Origin of the sequence: Anabaena sp. CCY 9613 (assembly GCF_963920895.1) — a bacterium.
Taxonomy (GTDB): domain Bacteria; phylum Cyanobacteriota; class Cyanobacteriia; order Cyanobacteriales; family Nostocaceae; genus Cyanocohniella.
In genome coordinates this window covers 205343-222252 of sequence record NZ_CAWUDE010000001.1, presented here as the reverse complement: position 1 = coordinate 222252, position 16910 = coordinate 205343, and the positions used below count along the sequence as shown (strand labels likewise).

The window sequence follows — 16910 nt, the reverse complement described above, 5'->3', positions numbered from 1 at the left end:
GTGTATACAATTAACTAAAATCACCCTTATGAATGATCCCGTTAATTCCTCTGATTTTTCCACCACAGGTTTACCAGCAAGCACCTTGGGAATAGTTTTACAACGCGGTGGTGAAGAATTGATGTTAGAAAAAGCTTTAGACCGCTTCACCATTCGTCCAACTACCGACCTGACTCACCAACAATTATCCCAGGTTAGTTGGGGCATTTGGCAGCGGAGTATTCCCCAAGCTCATTTAGAACTGTTTACGGTTGTACCCACTGAGTTAGAGGCTGCTATGTCTCAAGCACGGGACTCAGAAAATGTAGCTTTTGCTGGTCATGTTTACATAATTAAAGATAATCCTGGGGCTGTTGTTTATCTGAATGACCAAGTGACCATTCAATGTGCCTCGGCGGTGGATGTAGCTAAAGTTGATGCCATTGCTGCTAGCTTGGGCTTAGTTAAGGAAAAACCTGTGCTTGGTTTACCTGATACTTTTGTGTTTCGCGTTAGCAAACAAGCCACAGAAAACCCCCTCAAAATTACTAACCGCTTGCAACAATTGCCAGAAGTATTGGCAGCTGAACCAAATATCCTGATTAAAAGTGAATCACATTATCGACCTAATGATCCCTTGTATTCTCAACAATGGTATCTAGCCCACAACGGCGGTAATCAGTTGGCGGTAAACTCTCATATTGCGGTAGAACAAGCTTGGGATATTACTCGCGGTGTGCGTTCTGTAGTAGTAGCCGTTGTCGATGACTCGTTTGATTTGAACCATCCAGACTTTCAAGGTAGCGGCAAAATTGTTGCCCCTAGAGATTTCAAAAAAAATGGCTTTTTACCCATACCAGGTGAGCGAGAAACCAGTCATGGGACAGCTTGTGCGGGGCTAGTGATTGCCGAAGAAAATGGTGCAGGTATCGTCGGGGTGGCGCCTGGTTGTGCCTTGATGCCAATTCGCAGTACTGGCTTTTTAGATGATGAATCCATTGAGGAAATTTTCAACTGGGCTATTGATAAAGGTGCCAGTGTAATTTCTTGCAGCTGGGGTGCTTCTGCTGTGTATTTTCCTTTGTCTTTGCGCCAACGTGCGGCTATTACTCGTGCTGCTACTACAGGACGTAAGGGTAAAGGTTGTGTAATATTATTTGCTGCTGGTAATGCCAATCGCCCGGTGAATGGAACTGTTTTTGAACGAAATTGGCCAGATAATCTTTTACGCGGTGATACAGACTGGTTAAGTGGTTTCTCGGTACATCCAGATGTGATTACTGTTGCTGCTTCTACTAGTTTGAACAAGAAAGCGGCTTATAGTAACTGGGGTACTAATATTGCTTTGTGTGCCCCTAGTAACAATGCCCCACCAGGAATGTCATTTCAAGGTAGGGGATTTTTGAATACACAACCTGCGATCGCCACTTCTCTGCACGGGCGAGGTATATTAACTACTGACCAAATAGGCGCCGCAGGTTATGAACCGGGTGACTTTACCAGCAACTTTGGCGGCACTTCTAGTGCTACTCCCATTGTCGCAGGTGTGGCAGCCTTGGTTTTGTCAGCAAATCCTGACTTAACGGCACAACAAGTTAAACTGATTTTGGAAGAAAGCACTGATAAAATTGTGGACTCTGAACCAGATCCTCAGTTGGGTATGCGTGCAGGGACTTATGATAGCAATGGGCATTCTCAGTGGTTTGGTTATGGCAAAGTGAATGCAACTAAAGCTGTACAAGCCGCCCAGCGACTACGTAGTTCTGTATCATCGGCAACCAAAGAAATCAAGGTCAGGAATACTAATCAGTTGACGATTCCAGATCATAATTTACAGGGCATTAGAAGTGCGATCGCAGTTTCTGAATCTAGCATTATTAAAGATATTCAAATAACAGTTAATATCACCCATGATTTTCTCGGCGATTTAGAAATTTATTTAATAGCCCCCAATAATAAAATGGTGTTATTGCAAAATCGGACATTAGGGCGTCGTACTAGTTTACAGACGACTTACACCATGCGATCGCATCCTATTTTAAAACGGTTGCTATCCCTGTCAGCTAGAGGTAATTGGCAGTTATGGTTAATTGACCATGTACCGCAAGATGTGGGCAAAATTAACAGTTGGGAATTGACTTTGGGTATTTAATCATTGGTCACTGATGACTGAATTAAGAATTGGGAATTTCTGCAAATGCATGAGTGCTAACCTCAGATTCTTGATGACTTAATTGTTTGAGGGCGAATGCCAAATCTGATGTGAGATGTTGGGCATTTTGTTTTACAGTCCCATCCGTGTAATCGGATACATTGAGCGGTGTACCAATGTGCATGTTCACATCTGCACCCCATGTAGGATAAGGATGGCTGTAGTCGATGCTAATAGGTATAATTTTTACTCCTAGTCCTGGATAACTAGATTCAGCACTTAAAGACAGACGCGCAATTCCTGGTTTTAATGGGTGAAGTTTGTCATCACGATAAATACCCCCTTCGGGAAAAATTACTAAAGTTCTTCCTTGCTGAAGCAAGTTAACTCCATGTCTGAGGGTAGTGATTGATGGGTGTTTCGGATCTACAGGAAATCCCCCCAAGTGTCGGACTAACCAACCTTGCAATCCCTGACATTCATCTATGGTGACCATGAAACGTAAGTCTTTGGCTGCTACACAAGCAATAGCGGCATAAGGTATGAGTAAAGCATCCCAACGTGAACGGTGGGTGGGAGCGAGAATTACAGGCCCGGATGTGGGAATATTTTCTTGTCCGGTAATTTCAATTTGTCGAAAAAAGAACGGTAAAAGGCAGTGACGCCCTAAAAGATACACCAGAGGACTTAACCAAGGAGACACTTGCGAGGTAGTATCAGCTACCTGAGTCTTAGCTTTGTTACTAGCGGTTAGTTGCTCGCATATCTGCTTGGCAATGGGGAATTGTATCATGATGGTAGCTGCTGGTTGTCCTGTAAAATACAAAAAACCTGTAATTAGTTACACCGTAGATTTTCTTTTGTAAATTGTGTGACAACTACTGGACAGTTTTACCTCTGTCCGTCATTTCTCTGACGTCGAGTTGTAAACCAGGCTTGTAATTGCTGGCGACAAGTTGATTCTAAAATGCCTCCCATGACGCACAGGCGGTGGTTAGAAGCAGCGCCATCAGGAATATTGGTAACAGTACGAATTGCGCCAGTTTTAGGATCGTCCACTCCATAAATCAGCATTCCTAAACGTGCTTGGACAATAGCGCCAGCACACATGGGGCAAGGTTCTAGAGTGACGTACATGGTGCAATCATTAAGATGCCAGTTGTGTAAGCTCTTAGCTGCTGCCCTGAGAGCGATAATTTCTGCGTGAGCTGTGGGGTCTTTGTCACGTTCTTTTCTGTTTTCGCCTGTTGCAATCAAATTTCCCTTAGCATCAATAATCACAGCACCTACAGGTACTTCACCTGCATCACCTGCGATTTGTGATAACTCTAGGGCATGACTCATCCATTGCCGATGTTTTAAATATTCTGGGTATTCAATTAACATCTTCTCTGATAATTGCTAGATTTATCGCAGAAATGGTAAAAAACGTGCGTGCAGCCCACACTACAAAGATCGCCAAGAACACAAAATTCAAGCAGCCAAGAAGATAAATTTACAACAAGTTGACCTAAACTAAATCAGTAAATTTAAGGCGATAAACCACAAGAAAAAGATTATCAAAAGTTTAGATACTTGGTTGGGCTAGAAGTGGATCAAGTTGAGCTTTTGTATCTAGCTGATAAATATCATCACAACCGCCAATGTGCTGGTTATTAATGAAAATCTGGGGAACTGAACGGCGACCATTAGCACGTTCTGCCATTTTTGCTCTGGCTGCTGTGTCGCCATCGATTTTGTATTCGGTAAATCTCACACCTTTCCACCACAAAAGCATCTTGGCTCGAATACAGTAAGGGCATGTTTGCCATGTATAAATTTCTACGTTAGCTTTAACGCGTTCTGGATGGCGACCGAAAAGAGGATTGAGAAAGTCCAGCATTTTTTTCTTATTGATTTTTGTTAATTACCTTCTAGCCTAGATCATTATCAGTTTTGTCGGCACAGACTTGAGGCATGAAGGGGATAGGAAGGTTGGGTGATGAAATAAACGTTGGCTAGATTTATTTATTAGTATAAAAATACTTTTATTTTCAAGATCAGGGCAATTATCGGCGTTCAGCAGCAAAACTTAACACTTAAGTCAGTAGAGACTATTTCCCACGTGTATACGCCCTTTGGTAGACTTGAAGACTGAAATAGCCAGATAACAAGACGCTAAATCAAGCAGTTGAGAGGGTGACTCTGTGGAAAATACACTTGGATTAGAGATTATTGAGGTAGTAGAGCAAGCCGCGATCGCTTCCTCGAAGTGGATGGGCAAAGGCGAAAAAAACATTGCTGACCAAGTAGCAGTGGAAGCCATGCGGGAGCGGATGAACAAAATTTATATGCGCGGTCGTATCGTCATTGGCGAAGGCGAACGCGACGAAGCTCCCATGCTCTACATTGGGGAAGAAGTCGGTATCTGTACCCAACCAGATGCTAAAAACTTTTGTAACCCTGATGAATTAATTGAAATTGATATTGCTGTTGACCCTTGCGAAGGCACTAACCTAGTTGCTTATGGTCAAAATGGCTCAATGGCAGTTTTGGCAATTTCAGAAAAAGGTGGTTTATTTGCTGCACCTGATTTCTACATGAAGAAACTCGCAGCACCAGCCCCAGCCAAAGGTTTAGTAGATATTAACAAGTCTGCTACGGAAAACCTCAAAATCTTATCTGAGTGCTTAAACCGTTCCATCGAGGAATTGGTGGTTGTGGTGATGGATCGTCCCCGCCACAAAGAACTCATTCAGGAAATTCGCACAGCCGGCGCCAGAGTCAGACTAATCAGTGATGGTGACGTTTCTGCCGCCATTTCCTGCGCCTTTGGTGGTACCAATATCCACGCTTTGATGGGTATCGGTGCAGCACCCGAAGGAGTTATTTCTGCTGCGGCTATGCGGTGCTTGGGAGGACATTTCCAAGGGCAACTGATCTATGATCCAGAAGTCGTACAAACAGGTTTGATTGGTGAAAGCAGAGAAGGCAATCTCGCACGGCTGAAAGAAATGGGTATTAATGACCCTGATAAGGTTTACAATGCCAACGAATTAGCTTCTGGCGAAACTGTTTTATTTGCGGCTTGTGGTATTACCCCTGGCACTCTGATGGAAGGTGTCCGCTTCTTCAGCGGTGGTGCAAGGACTCAAAGCTTGGTTATTTCCAACCAGTCCTGTACAGCTCGTTTTGTGGATACTATCCATATGTTTGACGAACCTAAGAATCTGCAATTGCGTTAGTAATTAGGGGGAGTAGGGAATTAAGAGGCAGGGGATAGGGGAGCCACTGCGGTCTTGGGGTCTCCCCCGCCGTAGGATGCGCGCAGCGCTGTAGTGGAGCAAGTGGCGTAGCAGGGAGCAGGGGTGAAACACTTTTGGTAAGTATCAACATCTTGAGTTTTTCATCTTCCTCATCTCCCTCATCCCATCTCCCTCATCCCATCTCCCTCATCCCCGATCATCAATAATCCATTACCAATTACCGATAAATAATGAATATTGCAGTGGTGGGGTTAAGCCATAAAACAGCCCCAGTTGAAATCCGGGAAAAGCTGAGTATTCCAGAACCACAAACTGAAAGTGCGATCGCTCATCTTAGTAGCTATCCCCATATTGACGAAGTAGCAATACTTAGCACTTGCAACCGTCTAGAAATTTACATTGTTACTAGTGAAACCGAACAAGGTATCCGAGAAGTTACTCAGTTTCTTTCAGAACACAGTAAGTTACCTGTGCAATCTCTACGCCAGCATTTGTTTATGTTGCTGCATGATGATGCAGTGATGCATGTGATGCGGGTGGCTGCTGGGTTAGATAGCTTGGTACTCGGAGAAGGTCAAATTCTGGCTCAGGTGAAAAATACTCACAAACTGGGACAGCAATACAATGGTATAAAAACAATTCTCAATCGATTATTTAAACAAGCTTTAACAGCTGGTAAGCGAGTTCGTACTGAAACCAGTATTGGTACTGGTGCTGTTTCTATTAGTTCCGCAGCTGTGGAGTTGGCTCAAATCAAGGTTGCTAATTTAGCAGCTTGCCGTGTCACCATTTTGGGTGCTGGCAAAATGTCACGCTTGCTAGTACAACACCTAGTTTCTAAAGGTGCAGTACAAATTAGCATTGTGAATCGCTCTCAAGCTCGTGCCCAGGAATTAGCGAAACTTTACCCGGAACAGGCTATTTATACTCATACGCTATCGGAAATGATGGTAGTAATTGCCGAAAGTGACTTGGTGTTTACAAGTACTTCTGCTACTGAACCGATCCTTGATCGCGCCAAGTTAGAAACAGTTTTAGAGTCTAACCGCTCTTTAATGTTATTTGATATTTCTGTGCCACGTAATGTCCACAGTGATGTCAATGAACTAGCAAATGTCCATGCTTTTAATGTGGATGATTTGAAAGCAGTAGTGGAGCAAAACTACGAAAGCCGTCGCAAGATGGCCCAAGAAGCAGAGAAACTGTTAGATGAAGAGGTAGAAGCTTTTGATATTTGGTGGCGATCGCTAGAGACTGTCTCCACTATTAGTTGTTTGCGAAATAAAGTCGAAACTATCCGCGAACAAGAGTTAGAAAAGGCTTTGTCACGCTTAGGTTCAGAATTTGCCGAAAAACATCAAGAAGTAATCGAAGCTTTAACACGAGGAATTGTTAACAAAATTTTACATGACCCAATGGTGCAATTACGGGCGCAGCAGGACGTTGAAGCCAGACGTCACTGTATGCAAACCCTGCAAACGCTGTTTAACTTAGATGCTGGTAAGCAATTTAGTTAAGGAGTGGAGACAAAAAGACAAGGGGATAAGAAAAAAACACTTCTTTATCCCCTCATTTTCCAGTACCCCATTGTGCCAAATTTTAAGTTTGTGCTTGCAATCGCACAGCCAAGCGATCGCATACTAAGTGAAATAACTTCTCATTGATATTTTTACTTTTGTGGTGATACAACAATTACCACAAAATTAATCAAATAATTAACGAGAGTTATTTACCCAAATAAGCTTCTAAAACTTGCGAGTTACTTTGAATTTCTGCTGGGGTGCCTTCAGCCAAATTCTGACCTTCAGCCAATACCCAAACGCGATCGCACAAGGACATGATCACATCCATATTGTGTTCAATAATCAGAAAAGTCATGCCTTCTTGACGGTTCCAGGTGACAATGCGATCGCATATATCATCAATCAATCTCGGATTCACCCCGGCTGCTGGTTCATCCAATAAAATTAACTTGGGATTAGTCATTAAAGCCCGTCCCATTTCCAGTAGTTTCCGTTGTCCACCAGATAAACCACCAGCATAATCTTGGGCTTTTTGGGCCAAACCCACAGATTCTAGGAGTGACATTGCATGTTCTTGGAGTTGCTTTTCTTCTTTAGCAACAACATGGGGTCTTAACTGTACTTGCCAGAAGTTTTCGCCTGTTTGCTTTTGCGCCGCCAGCAGCATATTATCTAACACCGATAACCGCGAGAGAGTCCGGGCTACTTGAAAAGTGCGGACTAATCCCTGTTGGGCGATTTGATATGATTGCAACTGCTGAATGGGTTCACCATCAAAAATTACTCGTCCCTTATCTGGGCGAATGAAGTTAGAGAGTAAGTTAAATAAAGTAGTTTTACCAGCACCATTGGGGCCAATCAAGCCAGTAATACTGCCTTTATTAACTTCAATTCTCGCGTCATTTACTGCTTTAACCCCACCAAAGCTTTTACAAAGTCCAGTGGCGGCTAATAAGGGAAGTTGGGGTGACTGATTATTTACCATAAAAATTTATTATTAGGGGTTAGGGGCTAGAGGCTAGAGGTTAGAGAAGACTCAACAGAGAAAACTTTGGGTAGTAAAAATCTGTCTTCCCCAATCCCCAGTCACTTACTCAGAGTGAGTTCTTCTTTTTTCCCTAAGATACCTTGAGGACGCCAAATCATCAGTACCATCAAAATTAAACCAATGATCATGATCCGAAATGCACCCAATTGGTCAGAAGATAAGTTGGTAAAAATTCGCGGTAAATATTCCCTAGTCAGGGCATCGTAGGTAAAGAAAATCACTGCGCCTAAAATAGTACCGATGTTATTGCCTGAACCACCGAGAATCACCATAATCCACGCGTCAAAGGTCAGCTGTGGTTGGAAATTATCAGGGTAAATAGCGCTGAGTTGCCAAGCAAAGAAAGCCCCAGCCATACCTGCGATCGCCCCACCAAGCATCAGTGATTGTACTTTATACCAAAATACATTTTTACCCATTGCTCTAGGTACTTCTTCATCTTCACGAATAGCTTTTAGCACCCGACCCCAAGGCGATCGCACTAAAATTTCCAACCGCCAGAAGACGAATCCCAAGACCAACAACGACACCAACATTAAACCAGCTTTTGGGCTGTAATTATACAAGCCCATGACCCCAGCAATATAAATCCCTGCGGTCAAAAGGGCAAATATCAAACCTACGCTTAAGCGCGAAATGAGTTCTTGCTTGCTACTTACTTTTTTACTAGTATCAGCCCGCAGAAATTGTTGGGCCACGCGAATCCATCGCCACAATGCCCAAAAAGTGATAGCAGCCAGCAGCGTCAGCAATCCTATCATCACCAGCCTGAAAAATAAATTAGGCGCTGTGGTTAAAGGTATAGGGTAACTTTGAACACCAAATGCCCCAGAAACCCAAGTGTCTCGCACAGGTAATTCCTGATTGTTCACGACTAAACGAATGAGTTCGCCCACGCCGATAGTGACAATTGCCAAATAATCTTCTCGCAAGCGCAGAGTAGCAAAACCAATAATTAAACCCAACAAAGCAGCCACTATTGCCCCTATGACTGCGGAGATAAATAAGGGGATTCCTTGTAAACTTAACAACACAGTTGTATAAGCCCCTAGAGTCATAAAAGCAATATGACCAAAGTTAATTAACCCTGTAAAACCCCACTGTAAGTTAAGGCCTAAGCTAAACAGGGCAAAAATTGCTGTAGAAATTGCTAGAAAAATTAGATATTCAGTCATTAGTCATTAAGAATAAACTTCTCCTCATCCCCTTATCCCTCACAGCTTGACGATAATCATATCTCGCCGTTAACCGTTGCCAATTTTTGGGAACAATACTTTTGTGTTTTGGGTAAGAATTATTGCTATATGAATTTGCTGAGAATTAGAATTCATCACTTAATCGAGCAATTAGGCGATGAAGAACTACAAAGTATTTGGGAAACTACTCATGCTTTGCATTGTGACTATTACATGTTGAACGCAATACAACAAGTCAAGCAATCACAGCAACCGTGGGATATTTTAACCCATGAAGAAGCGATGCGAATGTTAATGTTTTTCTAATGTCAATAGCCCTGAAGTTTCGGTAAGGTGATGCCTAGTGAGTCTGGAAGTGCGCTATGCCAGGTCTTTTTTAGTAGACCTTAAGAGTTTAGAGCCAGCTGCCTACCAGCGGGTATATGATTTTGTTTTTTTTGAATTTGCTGAAAATGGTCTGCTACATTCTCTCCCAGAACTGCGACGACTAGATGTTGAGGGCATTTTTCATCGGTTTACTATAGATAATTATCTGATTGGCATTGAAATTAGGGGTGAGATTATCAAATTTTTACGGGTCATACCCATGCCAGATGTTTAAATTAAGTGGTGAGTGTTAGATTGCTGCCATGCCTCAAGCCTAATGCCCAATACTCAACACTTAAAACTGTATAAGGCTAAGCAGGGATGGGACTAGCCTTACATTAAACTTGTCTGTGAAGCAATACTTTACTAGAGATTTCCCTATGGATGCAAGGGCACTTTGGCAACGATACCAAAACTGGTTATATTTCCACGAGGGATTAGGACTTTACCTAGACGTCAGTCGGATGGGTTTTGATGACGCTTTCGTGGAGTCGTTGCGGCCGAAGTTTGACAAAGCGTTTGCGGATATGGCGGAATTAGAAAAGGGTGCGATCGCTAATCCCGACGAAGACCGCATGGTTGGACATTACTGGCTGCGAAATCCTGATTTAGCACCCACTCCAGAACTTACCCAAGAAATTGTCCAAACTCTAGAACAAATCGAAGCCTTTGCGGAAAAAGTTCACACAGGTGCTATTCATCCTGCTAAAGCTAGTCGCTTTACCGATGTTATATCCATTGGTATCGGTGGTTCGGCCTTAGGCCCTGAATTTGTCGCTGAAGCCCTCTCTCCTGATTTTCCACCGCTGAAAATTCACTTTATCGACAACACTGACCCCGCGGGTATTGACCGTATTCTGATTCAGTTGCAGGATAATCTGGCTAGCACTTTGGTTTTAGTCATCTCCAAGTCTGGAGGCACACCAGAACCACGCAATGGGATGATTGAAGTCAAAAAAGCCTATGTTGCTAAAAATCTGGACTTTTCCCAACATGCAGTAGCAATTACTAGTGTTGATAGCAACCTAGATAAAGTGGCGAAAAAGGAAGGGTGGCTGGCCAGTTTTCCCATGTATGACTGGGTGGGAGGACGTACCTCAGAAATGTCTGCTGTGGGGCTAGTACCCGCCGCATTACAAGGCATTGATGTGCGTGCCATGCTAGATGGCGCCAAAGAAATGGATGATGCTACCCGCGTCCCAGAATTGAAAAATAACCCAGCGGCTTTATTAGCCTTGTCTTGGTATTATTCTGGCAATGGCAAAGGTGAAAAAGATATGGTTGTCCTACCTTACAAGGACAGCTTGCTGTTGTTCAGTCGCTATTTGCAACAGCTGGTCATGGAATCCTTGGGTAAGGAAAAAGACTTAGATGGTAATACTGTCTATCAAGGTATCGCCGTTTACGGTAACAAAGGTTCCACAGACCAACACGCTTACGTCCAGCAGTTACGTGAAGGTGTACCCAATTTCTTTGCTACTCTCATCGAAGTTTTAGAAGATCGTCAAGGCGCATCCCCGGAAATCGAACCTGGAGTGACATCAGGCGATTTTCTTTCGGGTTTCCTCCAAGGAACTCGCCAAGCGCTTTACGAAAATCAGCGTGATTCCATTACAGTTACTATTGGGCAAGTTAATTCCCGAACTGTAGGGGCGTTAATTGCTTTGTATGAACGTGCTGTTGGTTTATACGCTAGCTTAGTTAACATCAACGCCTACCATCAACCAGGGGTAGAAGCTGGTAAAAAAGCCGCCGCCGCCATTCTTGACCTGCAATCACGAGTAGTGGCTGTATTACAAAAAGAAAAAACAGCTCTTTCTTTGGAAGAAGTCGCCCAGAAAGCAGGTGCGGTTGAGCAAGTTGAAGCCATTTACAAGATTTTGCGTCATTTACACGCCAATCAGCGAGGCGTTGTATTTCAAGGTGAACTTGGTCAACCCGGTAGTTTGAAAGTTTCTCTCGGTTGATAGCCTGAACTTAAAAATCACATGGTGTTAGAGAATTGTTGCTCACACAACAATTTTTATTGTGAAGCATCCTGATTTGAAGATATAGCTTCAATTGTCAGGATGCTTTGCTATTTGTATCATGCCCAGTTAATCAAAATTAATAAAAAATGTTTGCTGTCAGGACTTTAGTCCTGAATTTAGGGACTGAAGTCCCTACTACAAGCTGTTTATATTACAATTAAAACCGACTAATAAGGCGTTGATTAAAGTAGCTTTTTGGTAAAAAGCAACGATCAGGTAAAAATGGATTATGCATATATTGAGATAATACAGTACCTGGCTGATGTCGATGACAGAACGCTGGCACAATTCCCCAGTCTTCTGCTAGCCAAATCCAATAGCCTGTTTCAATTCTGCCGTAATTTGATACTGTAAGAATCTCACCAACACTATTGTTAATGGATACTAATTCGGGAGATGCTTTGATTTCAGTTAATAGCCAAGCTAATTCGTCTACCGAAAAGTAATAGCCATTCAAAGCGGCTATTTTGATGAACTGTTGGGGGTTTTTAACTGTGAGTAATTGTTCTTTGAGTAAAGGTTTTTTTTGGGCCAAATCAAAAAGATCCCAAATTTGGTTTCTGGTAATAAGAAACCATGCAAGTTCTTCTTCAGTCAAACTAAAACCATGTTCTGTTGCTAATTTGATAAATTGCTCCAGATTTTCAGTTTCTCCTAACTGATTTTTTAATAAAAAACTTTGCTCTACTAATGACAAAAAGTCGATTATTTTTTGCCATGTTAATTTATCAAATCTTTTGTTAATTTTTACTTTTTCTTTCCAACTCAGATATTTATCTTCTCTAAGGAAAAAATTCCAAATCTGATAATACATTGATCTATCTCTCTAAGTTTTAAACTTGGTAGAGTACCTCGATTCGTAAATATCAGTTTAGTCAGTATACAGTAGGTTCTTCGACAGTATTGGTTAAAAAATTTACAGTATTATCCAGCACATAGTAATCCAGTATAAAGTTTATGTGTAATTTAAGCCATAAAATAAGGCATATACTGAAGATGAGATGAAGATGGCGATCGCTTATCTTCATCTTTTACATCCCTTATAAGAGATGAAAAGTAGTCTGTACATACATTGTAGAATTAAATAAACGAACCACAAAGACGAGATGAAAAGTTGTTAAGAAGGTAAGTCCGAACTACCAACCTTTTCTAGATAGAGGACATAGAGGTAAAATAAATCACTGGAGTTACTATTTGAGGCTACTGATTAAGTTGAGTAGTAAGTCAAGCGATCGCCTGTTTTATTGTGTTAAAAATTACCATAAAACTACAAATAACTTATACTAAATTAAAGAAATTATTTAATAATGCATATTCCGTAATCTAAAAAATTCTGGAGATTTATACCTAATTAAAATGGTTTGTGTTTCAGACTTGTATATTTTGCCAAAATAAGGATGCTCACTCCGAAAAACCCAATTACCACTAACTTAATTTAAACTATGAAAACCTATGATTGGATTGTTGTTGGTGGCGGAATTAAAGGTGCTGCACTCGCCTATGAACTAAGGAAAACGGGGTTTACTGTACTGTTATTAGAGCAAGAGACAACACCACAGAATGCAACTCGCTATAGTTATGGTGGCTTGGCTTATTGGTCAGGAAGTACACCGCTAACTTGCAAACTATTAGAAGAGGCGATCGCCCGTTACCGTATCCTTGATCAAGAGTTAGATGTTGATACTCAGTTTCGAGAGTTAGATTTATTACTAACTATTGCGGCTGATAGTGATCCAGATGCAACGGCTGCATCTTACGCTCATGTTGGCATTCCACCCCAGTTAATTAGTGTACAGGATGCTTGCGAGTTAGAACCATTATTAAATCCCCAGGCGATCGCAGGTGCTTTAACTGTGAAGCATGGTCATATTCATCCAGAAAAAACCACACAAGGCTACATTCAGGCATTTTTAAGGCTTGGCGGTGAAATGCAGATTACCCAAGTATTGGAAGTAATTAAACAAGGTGTCAAAACCACAACCGCAACTTATCATGCGGCTAACACTGTCATTTGCGCTGGTGGATTCAGCCGACAGTTACTCAAATCTTCAGGTATTTCCATGAAGGTGTATTTCACCCATGCAGAAATAATTGAAACTTTACCCACTGATATTAAGTTACGCACCTTAGTTATGCCAGCTAATTTGCAAAGGTTAAAATTAGAAGCCCAAGCGACTCAAGTTGATGAATCGTGGAATAAACCGGGTAATGAACCAGTAACAGCAGTTTTAGATGCGGGTGCAATTCAATTTCTCGATGGTAGTTTACGCTTGGGTCAAATTAGCCGCATTCTGACAGATCCTCAAGCCAAAGTTAACTCAGAATTAAGTGAAAAGTGGTTACGCAATAGTATTGCTCAAGTATTACCAGCTCTGGGTAACTTACCAGGAATATGGCATCATTGCTTAGTAGAATTTACTCAAACTCGTCTCCCTTTAATTGGTGCTATACCTGGATTTGAGAATGTGCATGTATTTACAGGTTTTAGCAGTCCGCTAGCAATGGTTCCTTCGTTAGCCGAACGCTTTGCTAAGTTTGCAGCCGGTAATGAAGATGAAATTTTAGTTCAGTTATCGCCTACCGCAAATATATTTTAGGCTGGGAGTAGGGAATTAATAGAGGTGAATAAAATGACTCAATCAACACCAAAACAACCAGCACGGCGAGGACGAATCTTTCCCGAAAGGACATTATCACTAGAAGAACTTACAAAGCGTAAAGCTGAAGAAGATGATTTTGATCAGCGTTGTCAGGCGATATTTGAACAAGTGCGCCCTGATTTTATTCAAGAACATTATGGTTGGTATATTGCTGTAGAGCCGAATAGCGGGGATTATTTTATTGATCAAGATAAAGAAGCGGCTAGTCAAAAAGCACGACAACAACACCCCAATGCTATACACTTTATGTTTTGCCTGAATGAAACGGGAACCACTGGCAAAATATGATTCAAGGTACATTTGGAGATGAGGGACAGCTATTTTTTGAAATTGAATTGATTACATCTAATGACTTAGATTTGCCTGTAGATGCCTTATTAGATACTGGTTTTACAGGTTTTATGGCAATTAATCAACAAGATTTAGAAAGTCTTAATTGGTTATTCATCCGCCGAGAACGCTTGCGAACTGCACAGGGAGAAGCAAGATTTAATATTTATTTAGGCACAGTGCGATTGAATGAGCAAGAGTATGAAATTCCTGTTTGTGTAGGAAATGAAATTACAGAAGTATTATTGGGTTCGGAGTGGTTGAAAATTCTGCCTTTAATAGTGAACTATCAAGCTGGTATTCTGACTTTGGGGTAAGTGCGATCGCAATTTTGCCAACCGAATTACACAGAGATGCAGTGTGATGACTGTAACTAACTATAAATGGACAATTGAACGTTATCACCGGGCGATCGCAGCAGGTATATTTGATGATCAGCCTGTGGAATTATTGCGCGGCGACCTGATTCTTATGACCCCAGAACGAGAACCTCACGCTTATTACAATACTGAAGCAGCAGATTATTTGCGTACACTGCTAGGTACACGGGTCAAAATCCGCGATGCTAAACCTATCACTTTGCCTAATGATTCAGAACCTACGCCTGATGTGGCTATTGTTAAGCCTCTAGGTGAGGTTTATTTAGAACATCATCCATACCCTGAAGATATCTTCTGGATTATCGAATTTTCTCAAGCTACTTTGACTAAAGATTTAGGTGGAAAAAAAGAAATCTATGCGGAAGCAGGGATTAAGGAATATTGGGTTGTGAATTTAAATAATCGGCAGTTGCATGTATTTCGTGATTTGAAAGATGGGCAATATACAACAGAATCAAGATTGAATACAGGTTCTATTTCTCCTCTGGCTTTTCTTGATGTGTCTGTTCAAGTTGAGTGTTGTATAAGTTTGGTAATTTATTCGTCTATTTTGAGTTAACGGCTAATTCGCGTAAAAAGTAAAAGCGATCGCTTCTCCAATCACTTCCTTTTTCTCTTCCTAAATAGCCTGTCAATGGTGAAGAAAGTTCTATCAAAATTTCGTGCATTTCCTGCGTCTTTAAGGGTTGTGGTGGATTTGAACCAAAATATGCCCCATGCAAAGCTTCGACACCAGTAGATTTATTACCTGAGTTTTGGAGATAATTTCTTACTAGCTGGATGATGTGCGATCGCAACTTGATAGATTGTTCAATTTTATCAATATAAGTATTAAGTTTATCTTCAGCTAAACCAAAAGGAGCTTGTTGTAAATACTCTTTTAATTCCAACAAATTAATAGAATTTTTGTAGTATGCTTGCAGTTCAACTAGTTTTTGCAGTGTTTCAGGACTAATAACATTCATTTGATTTTCGGTAGCTGTTCTTAAGGCGTAAAAATTTAATTCTCCAGCGGCTACAATTAATTTAATTGAATTGTCATACTGAAATTTACCAAGATGGTTCATACCTATTTTTAATAACTGTGCAGGTGTACCATCAGTAACTTTTTCAGTTTTAGTTGCCTTGCACTCTCCTACTATTGCATAAGGTTGTTCAGTGTAAAAATCCATGCCTCCTGCGCCACCAGTTGCATCTGGATTCAACCCTGAACCTGTAAAGCCTAATTTGAGTAATCCTCTACGAACTAATTTTTCAAATGTATGTCCATCGCTAGAGTTACCAATTTCAGCAATTTTCTGAATCCAAGATAAGTCTAAATCTGATGATTTTGTGAGTTTATCACTACTCCAACCCAAAAATATTTTGATATCGTCATCTAATTCTTTTGCTGCTGAGTTAATTAGGCTAAGGGAGGCTACTGCACTCTGCAATTCTTCTAGTTCAGGATGCAGTGGTGTTTGTCGATTTATTAGCTGATACTTGCGCTGGGCGAAGGTGCGATCGTTTAATACTGGCTTTACTTCATTAATAGTAAGGGAATTTGGCAAAGGCAAAAAGTGACGACTTTGATGTTGTATAGTAATCTCTTGTGGTTTTGGTAGTAAATAGACACGCAGGTAAACCAAAAAAATATAAGGTTTTTGTATGAGATTTTGCTGCAATACCTGTTTTGTCCAAATTGTTAACTGTGACAAAGTCTCTAATGATTCAGGGGAATTCAGCATTTGGCAAAGTTCACATTTCGCCCAAGCTTTAATCAATGCTGTTTCATTATTGCAATTTGTAATAACAGATTGGGCAAGGGACAAAAAATTTGAGCGGTAATACTGCTCATTTGGTAATGAATTCATCGAAATATCAGCTGGATAAAGAGCAAATCTCTGCCCCGGATGGATGAATTTCCGAGGCATAGCTACAATGATTTGTCCTTGTATTAACGCTTCAACTTCTGGAGCAGGAATACAAAGGGCTGTCTGAAGTAATACTGATTCATTCATG

General features: G+C 41.3%; 17 protein-coding genes. 10 read left to right on the top strand and 7 right to left on the bottom strand.

Annotation, left to right across the window (positions count from 1 at the left end; all coding sequences use genetic code 11):
- Positions 1 to 28 precede the first annotated feature (28 nt).
- Positions 29 to 2131, top strand: coding sequence for a S8 family serine peptidase (locus ACM0OT_RS00940; protein WP_414561929.1), 2103 nt, complete (start codon positions 29 to 31; stop codon positions 2129 to 2131).
- Positions 2132 to 2153: 22 nt separating this feature from the next.
- Here the strand turns inward: ACM0OT_RS00940 and ACM0OT_RS00935 are convergent, their stop codons facing one another.
- The 3 genes from ACM0OT_RS00935 to grxC form a co-directional block, all read right to left on the bottom strand.
- On the bottom strand, positions 2154 to 2924 hold the full coding sequence (locus ACM0OT_RS00935) for a lysophospholipid acyltransferase family protein (RefSeq protein WP_414561927.1): 771 nt from the start codon (positions 2922 to 2924) through the stop codon (positions 2154 to 2156).
- A 98-nt stretch (positions 2925 to 3022) separates the two neighbouring features.
- On the bottom strand, positions 3023 to 3517 hold the full coding sequence (tadA, locus tag ACM0OT_RS00930; RefSeq protein WP_414561925.1) for a tRNA adenosine(34) deaminase TadA: 495 nt from the start codon (positions 3515 to 3517) through the stop codon (positions 3023 to 3025).
- A gap of 181 nt (positions 3518 to 3698) precedes the next feature.
- Positions 3699 to 4013: a glutaredoxin 3 gene (gene grxC, locus ACM0OT_RS00925; protein WP_414561923.1), complete on the bottom strand. Its 315-nt coding sequence runs from the start codon at positions 4011 to 4013 to the stop codon at positions 3699 to 3701.
- Positions 4014 to 4317: 304 nt separating this feature from the next.
- On the opposite strand from grxC, the gene glpX reads away from it, so the two are divergent.
- Positions 4318 to 5355, top strand: a complete 1038-nt coding sequence (gene glpX / locus ACM0OT_RS00920; protein ID WP_414542041.1) for a class II fructose-bisphosphatase — start codon at positions 4318 to 4320, stop codon at positions 5353 to 5355.
- A gap of 251 nt (positions 5356 to 5606) precedes the next feature.
- Positions 5607 to 6893, top strand: a complete 1287-nt coding sequence (locus ACM0OT_RS00915; protein WP_414561921.1) for a glutamyl-tRNA reductase — start codon at positions 5607 to 5609, stop codon at positions 6891 to 6893.
- A 208-nt stretch (positions 6894 to 7101) separates the two neighbouring features.
- Here ACM0OT_RS00915 and ACM0OT_RS00910 read toward each other — a convergent pair whose 3' ends face one another.
- On the bottom strand, positions 7102 to 7884 hold the full coding sequence (locus tag ACM0OT_RS00910) for an ABC transporter ATP-binding protein (protein WP_414561920.1): 783 nt from the start codon (positions 7882 to 7884) through the stop codon (positions 7102 to 7104).
- Positions 7885 to 7985: 101 nt separating this feature from the next.
- Positions 7986 to 9122: a branched-chain amino acid ABC transporter permease gene (locus tag ACM0OT_RS00905; RefSeq protein WP_414561918.1), complete on the bottom strand. Its 1137-nt coding sequence runs from the start codon at positions 9120 to 9122 to the stop codon at positions 7986 to 7988.
- Between the two features lie 129 nt (positions 9123 to 9251).
- Between ACM0OT_RS00905 and ACM0OT_RS00900 the strand changes: the two genes are divergently transcribed.
- From ACM0OT_RS00900 to ACM0OT_RS00890, 3 genes are all read left to right on the top strand, one after another.
- On the top strand, positions 9252 to 9449 hold the full coding sequence (locus ACM0OT_RS00900) for a hypothetical protein (protein WP_414542047.1): 198 nt from the start codon (positions 9252 to 9254) through the stop codon (positions 9447 to 9449).
- Positions 9450 to 9486: 37 nt separating this feature from the next.
- Positions 9487 to 9744 carry a cytotoxic translational repressor of toxin-antitoxin stability system gene (locus ACM0OT_RS00895; RefSeq protein ID WP_414561916.1) on the top strand — a complete coding sequence of 86 codons (258 nt, stop codon included), beginning with the start codon at positions 9487 to 9489 and terminating at the stop codon, positions 9742 to 9744.
- 145 nt (positions 9745 to 9889) lie between these two features.
- On the top strand, positions 9890 to 11476 hold the full coding sequence (locus ACM0OT_RS00890; RefSeq protein ID WP_414561914.1) for a glucose-6-phosphate isomerase: 1587 nt from the start codon (positions 9890 to 9892) through the stop codon (positions 11474 to 11476).
- A 220-nt stretch (positions 11477 to 11696) separates the two neighbouring features.
- Here the strand turns inward: ACM0OT_RS00890 and ACM0OT_RS00885 are convergent, their stop codons facing one another.
- Complete coding sequence (locus tag ACM0OT_RS00885) at positions 11697 to 12353, bottom strand: Nif11-like leader peptide family natural product precursor (protein WP_414561912.1); 657 nt, start codon at positions 12351 to 12353, stop codon at positions 11697 to 11699.
- 628 nt (positions 12354 to 12981) lie between these two features.
- On the opposite strand from ACM0OT_RS00885, the gene ACM0OT_RS00880 reads away from it, so the two are divergent.
- From ACM0OT_RS00880 to ACM0OT_RS00865, 4 genes are read left to right on the top strand one after another with little or no spacing between them, the layout of a single operon-like run.
- Positions 12982 to 14136 carry an NAD(P)/FAD-dependent oxidoreductase gene (locus ACM0OT_RS00880; protein WP_414561910.1) on the top strand — a complete coding sequence of 385 codons (1155 nt, stop codon included), beginning with the start codon at positions 12982 to 12984 and terminating at the stop codon, positions 14134 to 14136.
- Positions 14137 to 14169: 33 nt separating this feature from the next.
- Positions 14170 to 14487, top strand: coding sequence for a hypothetical protein (locus ACM0OT_RS00875; RefSeq protein WP_414561908.1), 318 nt, complete (start codon positions 14170 to 14172; stop codon positions 14485 to 14487).
- Complete coding sequence (locus ACM0OT_RS00870) at positions 14484 to 14846, top strand: aspartyl protease (RefSeq protein WP_414561906.1); 363 nt, start codon at positions 14484 to 14486, stop codon at positions 14844 to 14846. The genes ACM0OT_RS00875 and ACM0OT_RS00870 overlap by 4 nt, the downstream gene beginning before the upstream one ends.
- A 46-nt stretch (positions 14847 to 14892) precedes the next feature.
- Positions 14893 to 15468, top strand: coding sequence for a Uma2 family endonuclease (locus ACM0OT_RS00865; RefSeq protein ID WP_414561904.1), 576 nt, complete (start codon positions 14893 to 14895; stop codon positions 15466 to 15468).
- Here ACM0OT_RS00865 and ACM0OT_RS00860 read toward each other — a convergent pair.
- Positions 15455 to 16909, bottom strand: coding sequence for a DUF1802 family protein (locus tag ACM0OT_RS00860; RefSeq protein WP_414561902.1), 1455 nt, complete (start codon positions 16907 to 16909; stop codon positions 15455 to 15457). The two genes, ACM0OT_RS00865 and ACM0OT_RS00860, sit on opposite strands and share 14 nt — an antisense overlap.
- Between the last annotated feature and the right edge of the window lies 1 nt (position 16910).

Coding starts and splice junctions, on each gene's coding strand:
- ACM0OT_RS00940 (WP_414561929.1), top strand. CDS start 29: ATGAATGATCCCGTTAATTCCTCTGATTTTTCCACCACAGGTTTACCA.
- ACM0OT_RS00935 (WP_414561927.1), bottom strand. CDS start 2,924: ATGATACAATTCCCCATTGCCAAGCAGATATGCGAGCAACTAACCGCT.
- tadA (WP_414561925.1), bottom strand. CDS start 3,517: ATGTTAATTGAATACCCAGAATATTTAAAACATCGGCAATGGATGAGT.
- grxC (WP_414561923.1), bottom strand. CDS start 4,013: ATGCTGGACTTTCTCAATCCTCTTTTCGGTCGCCATCCAGAACGCGTT.
- ACM0OT_RS00915 (WP_414561921.1), top strand. CDS start 5,607: ATGAATATTGCAGTGGTGGGGTTAAGCCATAAAACAGCCCCAGTTGAA.
- ACM0OT_RS00910 (WP_414561920.1), bottom strand. CDS start 7,884: ATGGTAAATAATCAGTCACCCCAACTTCCCTTATTAGCCGCCACTGGA.
- ACM0OT_RS00905 (WP_414561918.1), bottom strand. CDS start 9,122: ATGACTGAATATCTAATTTTTCTAGCAATTTCTACAGCAATTTTTGCC.
- ACM0OT_RS00900 (WP_414542047.1), top strand. CDS start 9,252: ATGAATTTGCTGAGAATTAGAATTCATCACTTAATCGAGCAATTAGGC.
- ACM0OT_RS00890 (WP_414561914.1), top strand. CDS start 9,890: ATGGATGCAAGGGCACTTTGGCAACGATACCAAAACTGGTTATATTTC.
- ACM0OT_RS00885 (WP_414561912.1), bottom strand. CDS start 12,353: ATGTATTATCAGATTTGGAATTTTTTCCTTAGAGAAGATAAATATCTG.
- ACM0OT_RS00880 (WP_414561910.1), top strand. CDS start 12,982: ATGAAAACCTATGATTGGATTGTTGTTGGTGGCGGAATTAAAGGTGCT.
- ACM0OT_RS00875 (WP_414561908.1), top strand. CDS start 14,170: ATGACTCAATCAACACCAAAACAACCAGCACGGCGAGGACGAATCTTT.
- ACM0OT_RS00870 (WP_414561906.1), top strand. CDS start 14,484: ATGATTCAAGGTACATTTGGAGATGAGGGACAGCTATTTTTTGAAATT.
- ACM0OT_RS00865 (WP_414561904.1), top strand. CDS start 14,893: ATGACTGTAACTAACTATAAATGGACAATTGAACGTTATCACCGGGCG.
- ACM0OT_RS00860 (WP_414561902.1), bottom strand. CDS start 16,909: ATGAATGAATCAGTATTACTTCAGACAGCCCTTTGTATTCCTGCTCCA.